The sequence below is a fragment of the Enterobacter sp. JBIWA003 genome (genome assembly GCF_019968825.1).
GTDB lineage: Bacteria > Pseudomonadota > Gammaproteobacteria > Enterobacterales > Enterobacteriaceae > Enterobacter > Enterobacter quasiroggenkampii.
In genome coordinates, this window is the sequence record NZ_CP074170.1 from 3748858 (window position 1) to 3767296 (window position 18439).

At 54.2% G+C, this 18439-nt stretch carries 10 protein-coding genes, 1 tRNA gene and 3 rRNA genes; 5 read left to right on the forward strand and 9 right to left on the reverse strand.

Annotation, left to right across the window (positions count from 1 at the left end):
• Positions 1 to 35 precede the first annotated feature (35 nt).
• Positions 36 to 1136, reverse strand: coding sequence for a tRNA/rRNA methyltransferase (locus KGP25_RS17945; protein WP_008502192.1), 1101 nt, complete (start codon positions 1134 to 1136; stop codon positions 36 to 38).
• 204 nt (positions 1137 to 1340) lie between these two features.
• Between KGP25_RS17945 and trxC the strand changes: the two genes are divergently transcribed.
• From trxC to KGP25_RS17975, 5 genes are all read left to right on the forward strand, one after another.
• Positions 1341 to 1760 carry a thioredoxin TrxC gene (trxC, locus tag KGP25_RS17950; RefSeq protein WP_045908528.1) on the forward strand — a complete coding sequence of 140 codons (420 nt, stop codon included), beginning with the start codon at positions 1341 to 1343 and terminating at the stop codon, positions 1758 to 1760.
• A 69-nt stretch (positions 1761 to 1829) separates the two neighbouring features.
• Entirely contained in the window at positions 1830 to 2528 is a 699-nt protein-coding gene (gene tapT / locus KGP25_RS17955) for a tRNA-uridine aminocarboxypropyltransferase (RefSeq protein ID WP_048226270.1), read from the forward strand.
• A gap of 35 nt (positions 2529 to 2563) precedes the next feature.
• Positions 2564 to 5227 carry a protein lysine acetyltransferase gene (pat, locus tag KGP25_RS17960; protein ID WP_223539402.1) on the forward strand — a complete coding sequence of 888 codons (2664 nt, stop codon included), beginning with the start codon at positions 2564 to 2566 and terminating at the stop codon, positions 5225 to 5227.
• A gap of 110 nt (positions 5228 to 5337) precedes the next feature.
• Positions 5338 to 6693: a CDP-diacylglycerol--serine O-phosphatidyltransferase gene (pssA, locus tag KGP25_RS17970; RefSeq protein ID WP_223540575.1), complete on the forward strand. Its 1356-nt coding sequence runs from the start codon at positions 5338 to 5340 to the stop codon at positions 6691 to 6693.
• Positions 6694 to 6738: 45 nt separating this feature from the next.
• On the forward strand, positions 6739 to 7062 hold the full coding sequence (locus KGP25_RS17975; protein ID WP_223539403.1) for a YfiM family lipoprotein: 324 nt from the start codon (positions 6739 to 6741) through the stop codon (positions 7060 to 7062).
• Here KGP25_RS17975 and KGP25_RS17980 read toward each other — a convergent pair.
• The 8 genes from KGP25_RS17980 to rluD all read right to left on the reverse strand — a co-directional run bounded on the left by KGP25_RS17980 (position 7059) and on the right by rluD (position 18379).
• Entirely contained in the window at positions 7059 to 8354 is a 1296-nt protein-coding gene (locus tag KGP25_RS17980) for an MFS transporter (protein ID WP_045908524.1), read from the reverse strand. The genes KGP25_RS17975 and KGP25_RS17980 overlap by 4 nt on opposite strands.
• A 209-nt stretch (positions 8355 to 8563) precedes the next feature.
• A 5S ribosomal RNA gene (rrf, locus tag KGP25_RS17985) occupies positions 8564 to 8679 on the reverse strand.
• 72 nt (positions 8680 to 8751) lie between these two features.
• Positions 8752 to 11655, reverse strand: a 23S ribosomal RNA gene (locus KGP25_RS17990).
• A gap of 183 nt (positions 11656 to 11838) precedes the next feature.
• Positions 11839 to 11914, reverse strand: a tRNA-Glu gene (locus KGP25_RS17995).
• Positions 11915 to 11998: 84 nt separating this feature from the next.
• Positions 11999 to 13540 (reverse strand): 16S ribosomal RNA (locus KGP25_RS18000).
• The 16S, 23S and 5S rRNA genes sit together here with 1 tRNA gene alongside, the layout of an rRNA operon.
• 427 nt (positions 13541 to 13967) lie before the next feature.
• Positions 13968 to 16541 (reverse strand): ATP-dependent chaperone ClpB, encoded by a 2574-nt coding sequence (gene clpB, locus KGP25_RS18005; protein WP_045909253.1) that lies wholly within the window; start codon positions 16539 to 16541, stop codon positions 13968 to 13970.
• 129 nt (positions 16542 to 16670) lie between these two features.
• Positions 16671 to 17402, reverse strand: coding sequence for a purine nucleoside phosphorylase YfiH (gene yfiH / locus KGP25_RS18010; protein ID WP_223539404.1), 732 nt, complete (start codon positions 17400 to 17402; stop codon positions 16671 to 16673).
• The gene (gene rluD, locus KGP25_RS18015) at positions 17399 to 18379 is read right to left on the reverse strand and encodes a 23S rRNA pseudouridine(1911/1915/1917) synthase RluD (RefSeq protein ID WP_008502468.1); all 981 of its coding nucleotides are present in this window, start codon (positions 18377 to 18379) and stop codon (positions 17399 to 17401) included. The genes yfiH and rluD overlap by 4 nt, the downstream gene beginning before the upstream one ends.
• Between the last annotated feature and the right edge of the window lie 60 nt (positions 18380 to 18439).

An 18439-nucleotide genomic window follows, 5' to 3' on the forward strand; every position in this document is an offset into this window, starting at 1 on the left:
GAATGTGCCGGGTCGGCCCCGGCACATGAAGAGGCTTATGCCTTATTCTGACGCCACCATTCGGCCAGCAGTACGCCGGTTGCAACGGATACGTTCAGACTTTCCACATTGCCTGTCCCATCAATAGAGACGCTCAGATCCGCACTGGAGAGCGCCGCATCAGACAGACCATCGCGTTCCTGACCCAGCACCAGCACCATTTTGCGTGGCAGCGTCGCTTTAAACAGCGGCGTACCGGCATGGCTCGAGGTGGTCACGATGGAATAACCCGCTTTACGGAACTGCTCAAGGGCATCCAGCACGCTGTCGCCGGTGATCGGCTGTACGTGTTCGGCTCCGCCTTCCGCAGTACGGATCGCGGCACCGGATTCCAGCAGCGCGGCATCCTGCAACAGCACGCCTTTCACGCCAAAGTGCGCGCAGCTGCGCATCATTGCGCCCAGGTTATGCGGGTTGCCCACGTCTTCCAGCGCCAGCACGCAGTCATCGGCATCCGCCTGACTGACCCATTGCTGAACGGTCGTACCGTTACGTTTTTTGATCAGGAAGCAGACGCCGCCGTGGTGTTCAGTACCGGATGCTTTGGTCAGCTCGGCATCATCAACCACGTGGTAGGCTTTGCGGTTTGCCGCCATCCAGCGCAGCGCTTCTTTAAAGCGCGGGGTTACGCTCTGAATAAACCAGGCGCGGACGATACATTCAGGACGGCTCTGGAACAGCGCCTGGCAGGCGTTCTCACCATACACGCGAGTCTCTTCCGCACGCTGACGGCGCAGCACTTCCGGGTCGATAAAGCTTTTACCGCTGATACCGCCGTGATCGGCCTTTTCTGGCGTTTCGTCGCCAGGGGCACGAGAAACGGTGCGCCACGGGGAGGCGTTATCACGTGAGAAGTCATCCCGCGGACGGTCATCGCGTTTGCGATCGTCACGCTTGCGGTCATCACGTTTGCGGTCATCACCGCGGTTGTTTCTGTCATCGCGGGCGGGGCGACGGCCACCGTCTGCACGAGAAGACGCCGGACGCCCGCCACCTTTTCCGGTACGCGGATTTTGGGTGCGTTTATCAGAGTCATCATCACTGCGGACATACATCACTTTGACCTTGCCGCTTTTATTTTTCATTTCGTCGTTCATGCTTTTCTCCACCAGCGCTGCGCGAAGCGCGCAGATTACCCGATGTGCCAGCGCATAGCCATAATTTCGTACAAAAGCCTGTGACTATTGTTCTCATTGAATAAAACGCATTGTTGTTTCAAACAGGCTCATTGATAATATGTAACATATTAGAAACATTATCGGCTTTTTGCCGCTGTCCCACGGCTCTATCAGAGGTTAGTTATGAATACCGTATGTGCCAACTGTCAGGCTCTTAACCGCATTCCGGACGATCGGATTGAAGATGGTGCGAAATGCGGACGCTGCGGCCATGAATTGTTTGATGGCGAGGTCATTAACGCGACGGGTGCTACGCTGGACAAACTCCTCAAGGACGATCTTCCTGTTGTGGTTGATTTCTGGGCGCCCTGGTGCGGCCCATGCCGTAGCTTCGCGCCGATCTTCGAAGACGTGGCCGAAGAGCGCAGCGGAAAAATACGTTTCGTTAAGGTCAATACTGAAGCTGAACCTGAACTGAGCGCCCGTTTTCGCATTCGCAGCATCCCGACCATTATGATTTTCAAAAATGGTGAAGTGCTCGATATGCTCAACGGTGCGGTGCCTAAAGCGCCTTTTGAAAGCTGGTTAAACGAGTCGCTGTAACATTCTCGGGGCACATCTTGTGCCCCGTTCTCGCCTCTGCGAAAATAGGGTTTTTCCTGCATTTCGCCCATGACTGATAACGCTGTTCTTCAATTACGCGCCGAACGCCTTGCGCGCGCTACCCGACCGTTTCTCGCGCGCGGAAACCGTATTCGCCGCTGTCAGCGCTGCCTGCTGCCGCTGAAGGTTTGCCTGTGCGAGACGCTGGCACCGAGTACGGCCCAGAGCCGTTTTTGTCTGGTCATGTTTGATACCGAGCCGATGAAGCCCAGCAATACAGGTCGCCTCATTGCCGATATTCTGCCGGATACCGCGGCATTTCAGTGGTCCCGTACGGAGCCTCCTCAGGCGCTGCTCGACTTAGTGGCAAGCCCGGACTATCAGCCGATGGTCGTTTTCCCTGCGTCATATGCAGGTGTCGATCGCCAGGTGCTTTCGACGCCGCCAGCCGGTAAACCGCCGTTGTTTATTATGCTGGACGGCACCTGGACCGAAGCGCGAAAAATGTTTCGTAAAAGCCCGTATCTCGACGCACTGCCGGTGATTTCTGTCGATCTGTCCCGCGTCTCCGCCTATCGCCTGCGTGAAGCGCATGCTGACGGGCAATACTGCACCGCCGAAGTGGCCATTGCGCTTCTGGACCTGGCGGGTGATACCGCTGCGGCTCACGCCCTGGGCAACCATTTCTCCTGTTTCCGGGAACGCTATCTGGCGGGAAAAACCGTTCATAAGGGCAGCGTCACAGCAGCCGAGACGGAAAGCGTTTAAAATCATCAGGTCGCTTGCATTCACAGGAGGCCTGCATGAGCCAGCGAGGGTTAGAAGCGCTGCTTCGTCCTAAATCCATTGCCGTCATCGGCGCATCAATGAAACCGGATCGTGCTGGCTATCTGATGATGCGCAACCTGCTGGCCGGGGGATTTAATGGCCCCGTCATGCCCGTCACACCGGCGTATAAAGCCGTTCAGGGGGTGCTTGCATGGCCTGACGTACAAAGCCTGCCTTTCGTGCCGGATCTTGCCGTACTGTGTACAAACGCAAAACGGAATCCGGAACTGCTGGAATCGCTCGGCAAGAAAGGCTGTAAAACCTGCATTATTCTCTCGTCTCCGCCGGAACAGAAAGCCGAGCTTCTGGCCTGCGCCAGCCGCTATCAAATGCGCATTCTTGGGCCAAACAGTCTGGGCCTGCTCGCCCCCTGGCAGGGGCTGAATGCCAGCTTCTCTCCGGTTCCAATCCGCAAAGGCAAGCTCGCGTTTATCTCGCAGTCGGCTGCGGTATCGAACACCATTCTCGACTGGGCGCAGCAGCGTGAAATGGGATTCTCTTACTTCATTGCGCTCGGCGACAGTCTGGATATCGACGTTGATGAGCTACTGGATTTTCTGGCGCGCGACAGTAAAACCAGTGCGATCCTGCTTTATCTTGAGCACCTCAGCGACGCACGTCGTTTTGTCTCGGCGTCGCGAAGCGCGTCGCGCAATAAGCCGATCCTGGTGATCAAAAGCGGACGTAGCCCTGCGGCACAGCGTCTGCTGCATTCGCATTCCGGCATGGATCCCGCCTGGGACGCCGCCATTCAGCGCGCGGGTTTGCTGCGGGTACAGGATACGCACGAGCTTTTTTCCGCCGTTGAGACGTTAAGCCATATGCGCCCGTTGCGCGGCGAGAAGTTAATGATTGTCAGTAACGGCGCCGCCCCTGCCGCACTCGCCCTGGATGAGCTGTGGCGGCGCTTCGGCAAGCTGGCCACGCCGAGTGAAGAGACGCTGCAGCGCCTGAAAGACGCGCTTCCGACCAGCGTGACGCCCGGCAATCCGCTTGATTTGCGCGATGACGCCAGCAGTGACCGCTATATCAGGGCCATTTCCATTTTGCTGGATAGCCAGGATTTCGATGCGCTGATGATTATCCACTCCCCCAGCGCGGTCGCGCCGGGCAGCGAAAGCGCGCGCGCGCTCATTGAGGCCGTGCGCAATCATCCGCGAGGCAAATATGTCACCCTGCTGACCAACTGGTGCGGAGAGTTTTCTTCGCAGGAGGCGCGACGTCTGTTCAGCGAAGCCGGACTGCCAACCTACCGCACGCCGGAAGGCACCATTACCGCGTTTATGCATATGGTGGAATATCGCCGCAACCAGAAACAGCTCCGCGAGACGCCGGCGTTGCCCGGTAATCTGACGGCCAATACCGTCGACGTTCACCGGCTGTTGCAGCAGGCAATCGAAGAAGGCGCGACGTCGCTGGATACGCATGAAGTCCAGCCCATTCTGGGCAGCTACGGGATGCAGACCCTGCCGACCTGGATCGCCAGCGATAGCGCTGAGGCCGTGCATATTGCCGAGCAGATTGGCTATCCGGTTGCCCTGAAGCTGCGCTCCCCGGATATTCCGCATAAGTCTGACGTTCAGGGTGTGATGCTCTACCTGCGTACGGCGACTGAGGTGCAGCAGGCCACAGATGCCATTTTTGACCGGGTCAAAATGGCGTGGCCGCAGGCAAGGATCCACGGCTTGCTGGTGCAAAGCATGGCTAACCGCGCAGGCGCTCAGGAGTTACGGGTGGTGGTCGAACACGATCCCGTCTTCGGCCCGCTCATCATGCTGGGTGAAGGTGGTGTGGAGTGGCGCCCGGAGGAACAGGCTGTGGTGGCGTTACCGCCGCTGAACATGAACCTGGCGCGTTATCTGATTATCCAGGCGATCAAAAGCAAAAAGATCCGCGGCCGGAGCGCGCTGCGTCCACTTGATATTGCCGGGCTAAGTCAGTTCCTGGTGCAGGTCTCTAACCTGATTGTGGATTGTGCCGAGATCCAGCGGCTGGACATTCATCCGCTGCTCGCCTCCGGCAATGAGTTTACGGCGCTGGACGTGACCCTGGATATCGCGCCATTCGAAGGAGACAGAGAGAGTCGTCTCGCGATCCGCCCGTATCCCCTGCAGCTGGAGGAGTGGGTTGAGATGAAAAATGGGGAACGCGCCTTGTTCCGCCCTATTCTGCCGGAAGATGAGCCCCAGTTGCGGGCCTTTATCTCTCAGGTTACGAAAGAGGATCTTTATTATCGCTATTTTAGCGAAATCAACGAATTTACCCACGATGATTTAGCCAATATGACCCAGATCGACTACGATCGAGAAATGGCGTTTGTTGCCGTTCGTCGCGCCGATAAGGGTGATGAGATCCTCGGCGTCACGCGTGCGATTTCTGACCCGGATAACGTCGATGCGGAGTTTGCCGTGCTGGTACGCTCCGATCTTAAAGGTCTGGGCCTGGGAAGACGACTGCTGGAAAAACTCATCAGTTATACGCGAGATCACGGATTGTTACGCCTTAATGGCATTACTATGCCTAACAATCGCGGTATGGTGACCCTGGCGCGAAAACTTGGATTTGACGTTGATATTCAGCTGGACGAAGGTATTGTAGCCTTGTCCCTCAGTCTGACATCAGCAGACAAACGCGAGTAAGCTACTGGAAATGTTACCCACTTTGGACGGGACTGGTGGTATCATTGTCCGCTTATGTTGTTTGCATAGTACAGACAACCCTTCAATGAACAGAGAAGAAACGCACTGTGATGTTGTCAAAATTTAAGCGTAATAAACATCAACAACACCTTGCTCAACTACCGAAGATTTCTCAGTCAGTTGATGATGTAGAGTTCTTTTACGCTCCCGCTCATTTTCGGGAGACGCTTCTGGAAAAGATTGCCAGCGCCACGCGACGCATTTGCATTGTGGCACTGTATCTTGAACAGGATGAAGGCGGGCGCGCGATCCTGAACGCGCTCTATGAAGCCAAACGTCAGCGTCCGGAACTGGATGTTCGCGTGCTGGTAGACTGGCATCGCGCCCAGCGTGGCCGAATTGGCGCTGCCGCGTCAAACACCAATGCTGACTGGTATTGCCGCACGGCGCAGGAAAATCCTGGTGTTGACGTCCCTGTTTATGGCGTCCCGGTGAATACCCGTGAAGCGCTCGGCGTTCTTCATTTCAAGGGGTTCATCATTGATGACAGCGCGCTATACAGCGGCGCCAGTCTCAATGATGTCTACCTTCATCAGCTCGATAAATATCGCTACGACCGTTACCATCTGATCCGTAATCCGCAGATGGCCGATATCATGTTCAACTGGGTTGATAAAAATCTGGTTCATGGCCGTGGCGTTAATCGTCTTGACGATCCCGAGCGCCCTAAAAGCCCGGAAATCAAAAATGATGTTCGCGCCTTCCGCCAGGAGCTGCGCGATGCGGTCTATCATTTCCAGGGCGATGCGAACAACGAAGAGTTATCCGTTACCCCGCTGGTAGGGCTCGGCAAATCAAGCCTGCTGAACAAAACGATTTTCCATCTGATGCCGTGCGCGGAGCAGAAACTCACTATCTGCACGCCGTATTTCAACCTTCCTGCCGTGCTGGTGCGTAATATCATTCAGCTGCTGCGCGAGGGTAAAAAAGTGGAAATCATCGTGGGTGATAAAACGGCAAACGACTTCTTTATTCCCGAAGATCAGCCGTTCAAAATCATCGGTGCATTGCCTTATCTCTATGAGATTAACCTTCGCCGTTTCCTGAGCCGCTTACAGTATTACGTCAACACTGACCAGCTGGTTGTGCGTCTCTGGAAAGATGAAGACAATAGTTACCATCTGAAAGGCATGTGGGTCGATGATGAGTGGATGCTGCTGACCGGTAACAACCTGAACCCGCGCGCGTGGCGACTGGATCTGGAAAACGCTATCCTGATCCATGATCCGCAGCATGAGTTAGCCGCCCAACGTGAACGCGAGCTGGAGCTGATTCGCACCCATACCACCGTGGTGAATCACTACCGCGAACTGCAGAGCATTGCTGATTATCCGGTGAAAGTTCGCAAGCTTATTCGCCGCTTACGTCGTATCCGTATCGACCGACTTATCAGCCGTATTCTGTAATGTCCAGGCCCTGTCACCCGCAGGGCTTTTTTATGGGGCCCGTTGATGCGTATTCCTTTGTTACTGAGCGTCATTTTCCTGAGTGGCTGTAGCCATATGGCCAACGATAGCTGGTCCGGACAGGATAAAGCACAGCATTTTCTCGCCTCCGCGATGTTGTCCGCAGCCGGTAATGAATATGCCCAGCATCAGGGATACAGCCTGGATCGTAGCGCGGCGATCGGGCTGATGTTCTCAGTAAGTCTTGGGGCATCAAAAGAACTGTGGGATAGCCGCCCCGCAGGGAGCGGCTGGAGCTGGAAAGATTTCGCCTGGGATGTCGCTGGCGCAACGACCGGCTATGCCGTATGGCAGATGGCGCGGTATTAAAGTCGAATGCCTTTCCCTTTGCGATGCAGCATCAGGGAGACAACAAACGCCAGTGCCCCCATTCCCGTTACGTACCAGAAGAATGTCGTTTCGCTTCCCCATGATTTAAGCGACAGCGCTACGTACTCCGCCGATCCGCCAAACACCGCGTTGGCGACTGCATAAGAGAGCCCTACCCCTAACGCACGGACCTGCGCCGGGAACATCTCGGCTTTCAGTATCCCGCTGATGGAGGTGTAGAAACTGACAATCACCATCGCCACCATCACCAGCGCAAAGGCAGCATACGGTGAAGAGACATGCTGAAGCGCAGTCAGAATGGGGACGGTACATAATGCCGACAATCCGCCAAAAATGAGCATCGACGTACGTCGGCCAATTTTATCCGAGAGCGCGCCGACGATCGGCTGTATGAGCATAAAGACAAACAGTGCCACGGTCATGACCACGCTGGCGACGTTTGCGTGCATGCCGGTGGTGTTTACCAGGTATTTTTGCATATAGGTGGTGAACGTATAAAAACTGAGAGAGCCGCCTGCAGTGAAGCCCAGCACCATCAGGAAAGCTTTGCGGTTACGCCATAACCCTTTGAATGTTCCCGCCTCCTTCAGCATCCTGACCTCTTTCTGAGAGGTTTCATCTAGCTGACGGCGTAGCCAAAGTGCAACGACCGCCAGTACAGCGCCCATTGCGAAAGGGATCCGCCATCCCCAGGCGTGAAGTTGTTCGTCCGTCAGAATTTGCTGCAGGATCACCACCACAAGAATGGCCAGCAGTTGACCGCCAATCAGCGTGACGTACTGGAATGAGGCGTAAAAACCTTTACGGCCTTCCAGTGCAATTTCACTCATGTAGGTTGCACTGGTACCGTATTCACCGCCCACCGATAATCCCTGGAATAAGCGGGCCAGCAAAAGTAGCGCCGGTGCCCAGGTACCAATCGATGCATATCCCGGTAAGCAGGCGATCACCAGCGAGCCAAAGCACATCATGCACACCGAGATCAGCATAGAGGCCTTACGCCCGCGACGGTCCGCAATACGGCCGAACAGCCAACCCCCGATGGGTCGCATCAAGAAGCCTGCGGCGAAGACTCCTGCCGTTTGTAGCAGCTGCGTGGTGGTGTTGCCGGAGGGGAAGAAAATATGTGCGAAGTAGAGTGAACAGAATGAGTAGACGTAAAAGTCGAACCATTCAACCAGATTCCCTGAAGAGGCGCTGATGATTGCCCATACCCTTCTTCGGGTATCACTGTGAGCCAGCGTCCCGTTTGATGTCATGCTTTCTGTCATTGTGATTATGCTCCTGCCATAAACTGCGGCGTATTGAGCCTGGAGACTCAATAACCTCGTAAATGAAATGTTATAATTTTGTTATAAATCACATTGAGACAGAGATCACACATTCCATTAGCAGGATAAGGGATTAAGACAAAAGCCAGAGTGGGAAAACAAAAGCAAAAAACCCCGCACCTTACGGTACGGGGTTCTTCTTAATTGATGCCTGGCAGTTCCCTACTCTCACATGGGGAGACCCCACACTACCATCGGCGCTACGGCGTTTCACTTCTGAGTTCGGCATGGGGTCAGGTGGGACCACCGCGCTAAAGCCGCCAGGCAAATTCTGTTCATCTGTATCAAGGCTGAATTTTGATTGTTCGTCTCTTCGCCAAAACATCTTCGGCGTTGTAAGGTTAAGCCTCACGGTTCATTAGTATCGGTTAGCTCAACGCATCGCTGCGCTTACACACCCGACCTATCAACGTCGTCGTCTTCAACGTTCCTTCAGGAGACTTAAAGTCTCAGGGAGAACTCATCTCGGGGCAAGTTTCGTGCTTAGATGCTTTCAGCACTTATCTTTTCCGCATTTAGCTACCGGGCAGTGCCATTGGCATGACAACCCGAACACCAGTGATGCGTCCACTCCGGTCCTCTCGTACTAGGAGCAGCCCCCCTCAATTCTCCAGCGCCCACGGCAGATAGGGACCGAACTGTCTCACGACGTTCTAAACCCAGCTCGCGTACCACTTTAAATGGCGAACAGCCATACCCTTGGGACCTACTTCAGCCCCAGGATGTGATGAGCCGACATCGAGGTGCCAAACACCGCCGTCGATATGAACTCTTGGGCGGTATCAGCCTGTTATCCCCGGAGTACCTTTTATCCGTTGAGCGATGGCCCTTCCATTCAGAACCACCGGATCACTATGACCTGCTTTCGCACCTGCTCGAGCCGTCACTCTCGCAGTCAAGCTAGCTTATGCCATTGCACTAACCTCCTGATGTCCGACCAGGATTAGCTAACCTTCGTGCTCCTCCGTTACTCTTTGGGAGGAGACCGCCCCAGTCAAACTACCCACCAGACACTGTCCGCAACCCGGATTACGGGTCTACGTTAGAACACCAGCCATTAAAGGGTGGTATTTCAAGGACGGCTCCATGCAGACTGGCGTCCACACTTCAAAGCCTCCCACCTATCCTACACATCAAGGACCAGTGTTCAGTGTCAAGCTATAGTAAAGGTTCACGGGGTCTTTCCGTCTTGCCGCGGGTACACTGCATCTTCACAGCGAGTTCAATTTCACTGAGTCTCGGGTGGAGACAGCCTGGCCATCATTACGCCATTCGTGCAGGTCGGAACTTACCCGACAAGGAATTTCGCTACCTTAGGACCGTTATAGTTACGGCCGCCGTTTACCGGGGCTTCGATCAAGAGCTTCGCGTTGCCGCTAACCCCATCAATTAACCTTCCGGCACCGGGCAGGCGTCACACCGTATACGTCCACTTTCGTGTTTGCACAGTGCTGTGTTTTTAATAAACAGTTGCAGCCAGCTGGTATCTTCGACTGATTTCAGCTCCACCCGCAGGGGCTTCACCTACATATCAGCGTGCCTTCTCCCGAAGTTACGGCACCATTTTGCCTAGTTCCTTCACCCGAGTTCTCTCAAGCGCCTTGGTATTCTCTACCTGACCACCTGTGTCGGTTTGGGGTACGATTTGATGTTACCTGATGCTTAGAGGCTTTTCCTGGAAGCAGGGCATTTGTTACTTCAGCACCGTAGTGCCTCGTCATCACACCTCAGCGTTAAAAGGTACCGGATTTACCTGGAACCTCCGCCTACATGCTTAAACCGGGACAACCGTCGCCCGGCTAACATAGCCTTCTCCGTCCCCCCTTCGCAGTAACACCAAGTACAGGAATATTAACCTGTTTCCCATCGACTACGCCTTTCGGCCTCGCCTTAGGGGTCGACTCACCCTGCCCCGATTAACGTTGGACAGGAACCCTTGGTCTTCCGGCGAGCGGGCTTTTCACCCGCTTTATCGTTACTTATGTCAGCATTCGCACTTCTGATACCTCCAGCATGCCTCACAGCACACCTTCAACGGCTTACAGAACGCTCCCCTACCCAACAACACATAGTGTCGCTGCCGCAGCTTCGGTGCATGGTTTAGCCCCGTTACATCTTCCGCGCAGGCCGACTCGACCAGTGAGCTATTACGCTTTCTTTAAATGATGGCTGCTTCTAAGCCAACATCCTGGCTGTCTGTGCCTTCCCACATCGTTTCCCACTTAACCATGACTTTGGGACCTTAGCTGGCGGTCTGGGTTGTTTCCCTCTTCACGACGGACGTTAGCACCCGCCGTGTGTCTCCCGTGATAACATTCTTCGGTATTCGTAGTTTGCATCGGGTTGGTAAGCCGGGATGGCCCCCTAGCCGAAACAGTGCTCTACCCCCGAAGATGAGTTCACGAGGCGCTACCTAAATAGCTTTCGGGGAGAACCAGCTATCTCCCGGTTTGATTGGCCTTTCACCCCCAGCCACAAGTCATCCGCTAATTTTTCAACATTAGTCGGTTCGGTCCTCCAGTTAGTGTTACCCAACCTTCAACCTGCCCATGGCTAGATCACCGGGTTTCGGGTCTATACCCTGCAACTTAACGCCCAGTTAAGACTCGGTTTCCCTTCGGCTCCCCTATACGGTTAACCTTGCTACAGAATATAAGTCGCTGACCCATTATACAAAAGGTACGCAGTCACACCACAAGGGTGCTCCCACTGCTTGTACGTACACGGTTTCAGGTTCTTTTTCACTCCCCTCGCCGGGGTTCTTTTCGCCTTTCCCTCACGGTACTGGTTCACTATCGGTCAGTCAGGAGTATTTAGCCTTGGAGGATGGTCCCCCCATATTCAGACAGGATACCACGTGTCCCGCCCTACTCTTCGAGTTCACAACCTGTGTGTTTTCGTGTACGGGACTGTCACCCTGTACCGTGCGACTTTCCAGACGCTTCCACTAACACACAAGCTGATTCAGACTCTGGGCTGCTCCCCGTTCGCTCGCCGCTACTGGGGGAATCTCGGTTGATTTCTTTTCCTCGGGGTACTTAGATGTTTCAGTTCCCCCGGTTCGCCTCGTTAACCTATGTATTCAGTTAACGATAGTGCAACGAATTGCACTGGGTTTCCCCATTCGGACATCGCCGGGTCAAAGGTTCATATCACCTCGCCGGCGCTTTTCGCAGATTAGCACGTCCTTCATCGCCTCTGACTGCCAGGGCATCCACCGTGTACGCTTAGTCGCTTAACCTCACAACCCGAAGATGTTTCATCTTCTGATTGCGAAAATTTGAGAGACTCGAACACACCTTAAAGATGTGTCGTTTCAATTTTCAGCTTGATCCAGATTTTTAAAGAGCAAATATCTCAAACGTGACTCGCAAGTCAGTTTTGAGATATGACGGCAGGTGACTTTCACTCACGAACCAGCAAGTGGCGTCCCCTAGGGGATTCGAACCCCTGTTACCGCCGTGAAAGGGCGGTGTCCTGGGCCTCTAGACGAAGGGGACGTGAAGTCTCAATCGCAAGACGCCTTGCTATTTACTTTTCATCAGACAATCTGTGTGAGCACTGCAAAGGCAGGTTCTTTAAGGTAAGGAGGTGATCCAACCGCAGGTTCCCCTACGGTTACCTTGTTACGACTTCACCCCAGTCATGAATCACAAAGTGGTAAGCGCCCTCCCGAAGGTTAAGCTACCTACTTCTTTTGCAACCCACTCCCATGGTGTGACGGGCGGTGTGTACAAGGCCCGGGAACGTATTCACCGTAGCATTCTGATCTACGATTACTAGCGATTCCGACTTCATGGAGTCGAGTTGCAGACTCCAATCCGGACTACGACGCACTTTATGAGGTCCGCTTGCTCTCGCGAGGTCGCTTCTCTTTGTATGCGCCATTGTAGCACGTGTGTAGCCCTACTCGTAAGGGCCATGATGACTTGACGTCATCCCCACCTTCCTCCAGTTTATCACTGGCAGTCTCCTTTGAGTTCCCGGCCGAACCGCTGGCAACAAAGGATAAGGGTTGCGCTCGTTGCGGGACTTAACCCAACATTTCACAACACGAGCTGACGACAGCCATGCAGCACCTGTCTCAGAGTTCCCGAAGGCACCAATCCATCTCTGGAAAGTTCTCTGGATGTCAAGAGTAGGTAAGGTTCTTCGCGTTGCATCGAATTAAACCACATGCTCCACCGCTTGTGCGGGCCCCCGTCAATTCATTTGAGTTTTAACCTTGCGGCCGTACTCCCCAGGCGGTCGACTTAACGCGTTAGCTCCGGAAGCCACGCCTCAAGGGCACAACCTCCAAGTCGACATCGTTTACGGCGTGGACTACCAGGGTATCTAATCCTGTTTGCTCCCCACGCTTTCGCACCTGAGCGTCAGTCTTTGTCCAGGGGGCCGCCTTCGCCACCGGTATTCCTCCAGATCTCTACGCATTTCACCGCTACACCTGGAATTCTACCCCCCTCTACAAGACTCTAGCCTGCCAGTTTCGAATGCAGTTCCCAGGTTGAGCCCGGGGATTTCACATCCGACTTGACAGACCGCCTGCGTGCGCTTTACGCCCAGTAATTCCGATTAACGCTTGCACCCTCCGTATTACCGCGGCTGCTGGCACGGAGTTAGCCGGTGCTTCTTCTGCGGGTAACGTCAATCGATGAGGTTATTAACCTCACCGCCTTCCTCCCCGCTGAAAGTACTTTACAACCCGAAGGCCTTCTTCATACACGCGGCATGGCTGCATCAGGCTTGCGCCCATTGTGCAATATTCCCCACTGCTGCCTCCCGTAGGAGTCTGGACCGTGTCTCAGTTCCAGTGTGGCTGGTCATCCTCTCAGACCAGCTAGGGATCGTCGCCTAGGTGAGCCGTTACCCCACCTACTAGCTAATCCCATCTGGGCACATCTGATGGCAAGAGGCCCGAAGGTCCCCCTCTTTGGTCTTGCGACGTTATGCGGTATTAGCTACCGTTTCCAGTAGTTATCCCCCTCCATCAGGCAGTTTCCCAGACATTACTCACCCGTCCGCCGCTCGCCGGCAAAGTAGCAAGCTACTTTCCGCTGCCGCTCGACTTGCATGTGTTAGGCCTGCCGCCAGCGTTCAATCTGAGCCATGATCAAACTCTTCAATTTAAGTTTGATGCTCGTGAATTAAACTTCGTAATGAATTACGTATGTTCACTCAGAGACTTGGTATTCATTTATTGTCCGAAGACATTAAGAATCCATGTCACTTTGAGTGCCCACACAGATTGTCTGATAAATTGTTAAAGAGCAGTGCCGCTTCGTTTTCGCTGCGGCGCGGGGTGTGCATATTACGCCTTCCCGCTTCAGAGTCAAGCGTTTATTTTCGCTTTTCTCTGCTGACCTGGCGGCGTGTGTGCCGTTGTTCCGTGTCAGTGGAGGCGCATTATAGGGAGTAATTCTGAACCTGCAAGGATAAAGTGAAATTTATTTACTGACCGCTCACTTTCCAGGCAAAACCGACTCCAGACCTCAATTTTCGCCTGGTTTTTAAACAAAAACGAGCCGCAAGCGGCTCGTTTTTGCGTTTTGTGACTTACTGCACTGCCACAATGCGATCGTCGTTGGCTTCCAGACGGATAACTTTGCCAGGAACCAGCTCCCCGGAGAGGATCTGTTGCGCCAGCGGGTTTTCGATCTGCTGCTGGATAGCGCGTTTCAATGGACGCGCACCGTACACCGGATCGTAACCATTCTTACTCAGCAGCTTCAGCGCATCGTCGGAGATGTGAATTTCATATCCACGCTCTTCCAGACGTTTGTACAGACGCTGCAGCTGGATCTGCGCAATCGACGCAATGTGTTTCTCACCCAGAGGATGGAATACCACCACTTCATCAATACGGTTGATGAACTCCGGACGGAAGTTATGGCTTACTACACCCAGCACCAAATCCTTCATATGGCTGTAGTCCAGTTCACCGAAACGTTCCTGAATCAAATCGGAACCCAGGTTCGAGGTCATAATGACAACCGTATTACGGAAGTCGACCGTTCTCCCCTGCCCGTCGGTCAGACGACCATCATCCAGCACCTGAAGCAGAATGTTGAACACATCCGGATGCGCTTTTTCCACCTCATCCAGCAGGATGACGGAATAAGGACGACGACGCACCGCTTCTGTCAGGTACCCACCTTCTTCATAGCCCACATATCCTGGAGGCGCCCCGACCAGACGCGAGACGGAGTGTTTCTCCATAAACTCGGACATGTCGATACGCACCATCGCATCGTCGCTGTCGAACATAAAGTTAGCCAGCGCTTTGCACAACTCGGTTTTACCGACACCGGTCGGCCCCAGGAACAGGAACGAACCAATCGGGCGGTTCGGATCGGACAGCCCTGCACGGCTACGACGAATAGCATTCGATACCGCTTCAACCGCTTCATTTTGACCAATCACACGATTGTGGAGATCGTTCTCCATGCGCAGCAGTTTTTCACGCTCGCCTTCCAGCATGCGCGCCACGGGAATACCGGTCCAGCGCGCCAGGACTTCCGCGATCTCGGCATCCGTCACTTTATTACGCAACAGACGCATCGTTTTACCTTCTGACTGCGTCGCGATCTCAAGCTGTTTTTCCAGCTCAGGAATTTTGCCGTACTGCAGCTCTGACATTCGCGCCAGGTCGCCCACGCGTCGCGCCTGCTCAATGGCAATTTTTGCCTGTTCGAGTTCAGCTTTGATAGTCTGCGTACCAGAAAGGGAGGCTTTCTCGGCTTTCCACTCTTCTTCCAGCTCAGAATACTGGCGCTCTTTATCGTCCAGTTCTTCATTGAGCATATCGAGGCGTTTCTTACTGGCTTCATCAGACTCTTTCTTCAGCGCCTGCTGTTCCAGCTTGAGCTGAATGATGCGTCGGTCGAGTCGATCCAGCTCTTCCGGCTTCGAGTCAATCTGCATACGAATGCTCGACGCCGCTTCATCAATCAGGTCGATCGCTTTATCCGGCAACTGACGGTCAGCAATATAACGATGCGAAAGCGTCGCCGCCGCAACGATGGCCGGGTCAGTGATCTGCACATGGTGGTGCAGTTCATAGCGCTCTTTCAGACCACGCAGGATCGCGATGGTATCTTCAACGCTTGGCTCGGCAACAAACACTTTCTGGAAACGACGTTCCAGCGCAGCATCTTTCTCAATGTACTGACGGTACTCATCCAGCGTGGTGGCACCGACGCAGTGAAGTTCACCGCGCGCCAGCGCAGGTTTCAGCATGTTCCCGGCATCCATCGCGCCGTCTGCCTTACCGGCACCGACCATCGTGTGCAGCTCATCGATAAACAGGATAACGTTGCCTTCCTGCTTCGCCAGGTCATTAAGCACGCCTTTCAGACGCTCTTCGAACTCGCCGCGGTATTTCGCACCGGCCACCAGCGCGCCCATGTCCAGCGCCAGTACGCGGCGGCCTTTCAGCCCTTCTGGCACTTCACCGTTCACAATACGCTGCGCCAGCCCTTCAACGATGGCGGTTTTACCGACCCCCGGTTCACCTATCAGTACCGGGTTGTTCTTGGTACGACGCTGCAGTACCTGAATGGTACGACGGATTTCTTCATCACGGCCGATCACCGGGTCAAGTTTGCCCTGTTCAGCACGCTCGGTCAGATCGACCGTAAATTTCTTCAAAGCCTGACGTTGGTCTTCGGCTCCCTGATCGTTCACGCTTTCACCTCCGCGCATATTCTCAATCGCCTGAGTCACATTGGCGGTGGTCGCACCGGCGGATTTCAGCAGGTCGGTCAAGGTACCGCGTGATTCAAGCGCCGCCAGAACAAACAGCTCTGACGAAATAAAATTGTCCCCACGTTTTTGCGCCAGCTTGTCGCAAAGGTTCAGGACGCGCACCAGATCCTGCGACGGCTGAACGTCGCCGCCGGTCCCTTCGACCTGCGGTAAACGGCTCAGCGCCTGATCGATAGCGGTGCGTAACTGGCCAGCATTAATGCCAGCGGACGTTAATAAAGGACGTACCGATCCCCCTTCCTGATTCAGCAAGGCGCTCATTAAATGAAGAGGTTCGATAAATTGGTTGTCGTGCCCCAGTGCGAGGGACTGGGCATCGGCGAGAGCAAGCTGGAATTTATTAGTAAGACGATCCAGACGCATAACTCCTCCCATAACAGGTCAAATTTGCTACTGGAGATTAAATGAGGTCATCCCTCAATTATTCAAGGTTAATGACCTGAATTATGTGAAAAGAAAACGGCACGTGCCGGATCGTCTTGATTCTTTAGGTTATATCAGCCAAATGAAACTTGCCATACGCCCCGTCGTCTTGTCGCGGCGATAAGAGAAAAAATCACTCTTTTCGGTGAATGTACAGCGATCGCCGCCGAAGATCTGCGTTATGCCGACGCTGTTCAGGCGCTGACGAGCAAGCTGATAAATATCGGCCAGATATTTATCTCCAGAAGGCAGGAAGGCGTCCACCGCTTGCGGATCTTTATCCATAAAGGCTTCGCGAACCTCCGGCCCCACTTCAAAAACGCGAGGACCAATGGCCGGGCCAAGCCAGGCCATAATATTGGCGGGCTCATCCTTAAAGCAGGCGACGGTTTCTTCCAGCACGCCTTCACACAGTCCACGCCAGCCCGCGTGTGCTGCAGCCACCTCGGTGCCTGCGCGGTTGCAGAATAGCACCGGCAGACAATCGGCGGTCATTACGGCACAAACGGTTCCCGGAGTGTTGCTGTAAGAGGCATCAGCACGTTTAGAAGCATAGGGTTCTCCCGTCAACTTCAGCACCGCCTTGCCATGAACCTGTTCCAGCCAGACCGGATTTGAAGGCAGGTTCCCCGCAGCAAACAGACGCCTGCGGTTCTCTTCCACGTGTTCCAGGTTATCGCCACAGTGTGCGCCGAGGTTCAACGACTCCCACGCGCCCTGGCTAACACCGCCAATACGGGTTGAACTGCAGGCAGCCACGCCAGCAGGCAATGGCCACTCCGGGACAATCAGTTTGGTCATAACCAGTCCACTTGATCCTTATGTTCTTCGAAATCGGCACGCATGGCGTCAATAAGGTCCACCATATCCTGCGGGATAGGCGCATGCCACTCCATCTGAATGCCGGTAATAGGATGGTAAAGACGCAACATGGTCGCGTGCAGCGCCTGACGGTCGAATTTACGCAATACGCTGATGAACTCATCCGATGCGCCTTTAGGCGGGCGAGGACGACCACCGTAGACCTGATCCCCCACCAGCGGATGGGTAATGTGGGCCATATGCACGCGGATCTGGTGAGTACGTCCGGTCTCCAGACGCAGACGCAGACGCGTATGAATACGGAAATGCTCCATAATGCGATAGTGCGTCACCGCCGGTTTACCCATCGGATGCACCGACATATGGGTTCGCTTGGTCGGGTGACGGCTGATAGGCTCTTCTACCGTCCCGCCAGAGGTCATATGCCCAATGGCTACCGCCTCATACTCACGGGTGATTTCGCGCAGCTGCAGCGACTCCACCAGACGTGTCTGAGCAGGAACGGTCTTCGCCACCACCATCAGACCGGTAGTGTCTTTATCCAAACGGTGCACGATGCCCGCGCGCGGAACATCCGCGATCGGCGGATAATAATGGAGAAGTGCGTTAAGTACCGTACCGTCAGGGTTTCCCGCACCCGGGTGAACAACCAGGTCGCGCGGCTTGTTGATCACCAGAATGTCATCATCTTCATAGACGATGTCCAGTGGGATATCCTGCGGCTCGAAGCGGATTTCCTCTTCGATTTCAGCATTGATGGCGACAGCTTCCCCACCTAACACTTTCTCTTTTGGTTTGTCCCAGATCTTGCCGTTTACCATCACGCGCTGGTCAAGGATCCATTCTTTTATGCGTGAACGCGAATAATCAGGGAACAATTCGGCCAAAGCCTGATCTAAGCGTTGACCGAGCTGATTTTCGGAGACTGTTGCGGTGAGTTCTACTCGTTGTGCCATAAACTGCTTCTTCGTTTAACGTTGGGTTTTACGGCTTTGCCGTTTAATATAGTGTGCTAT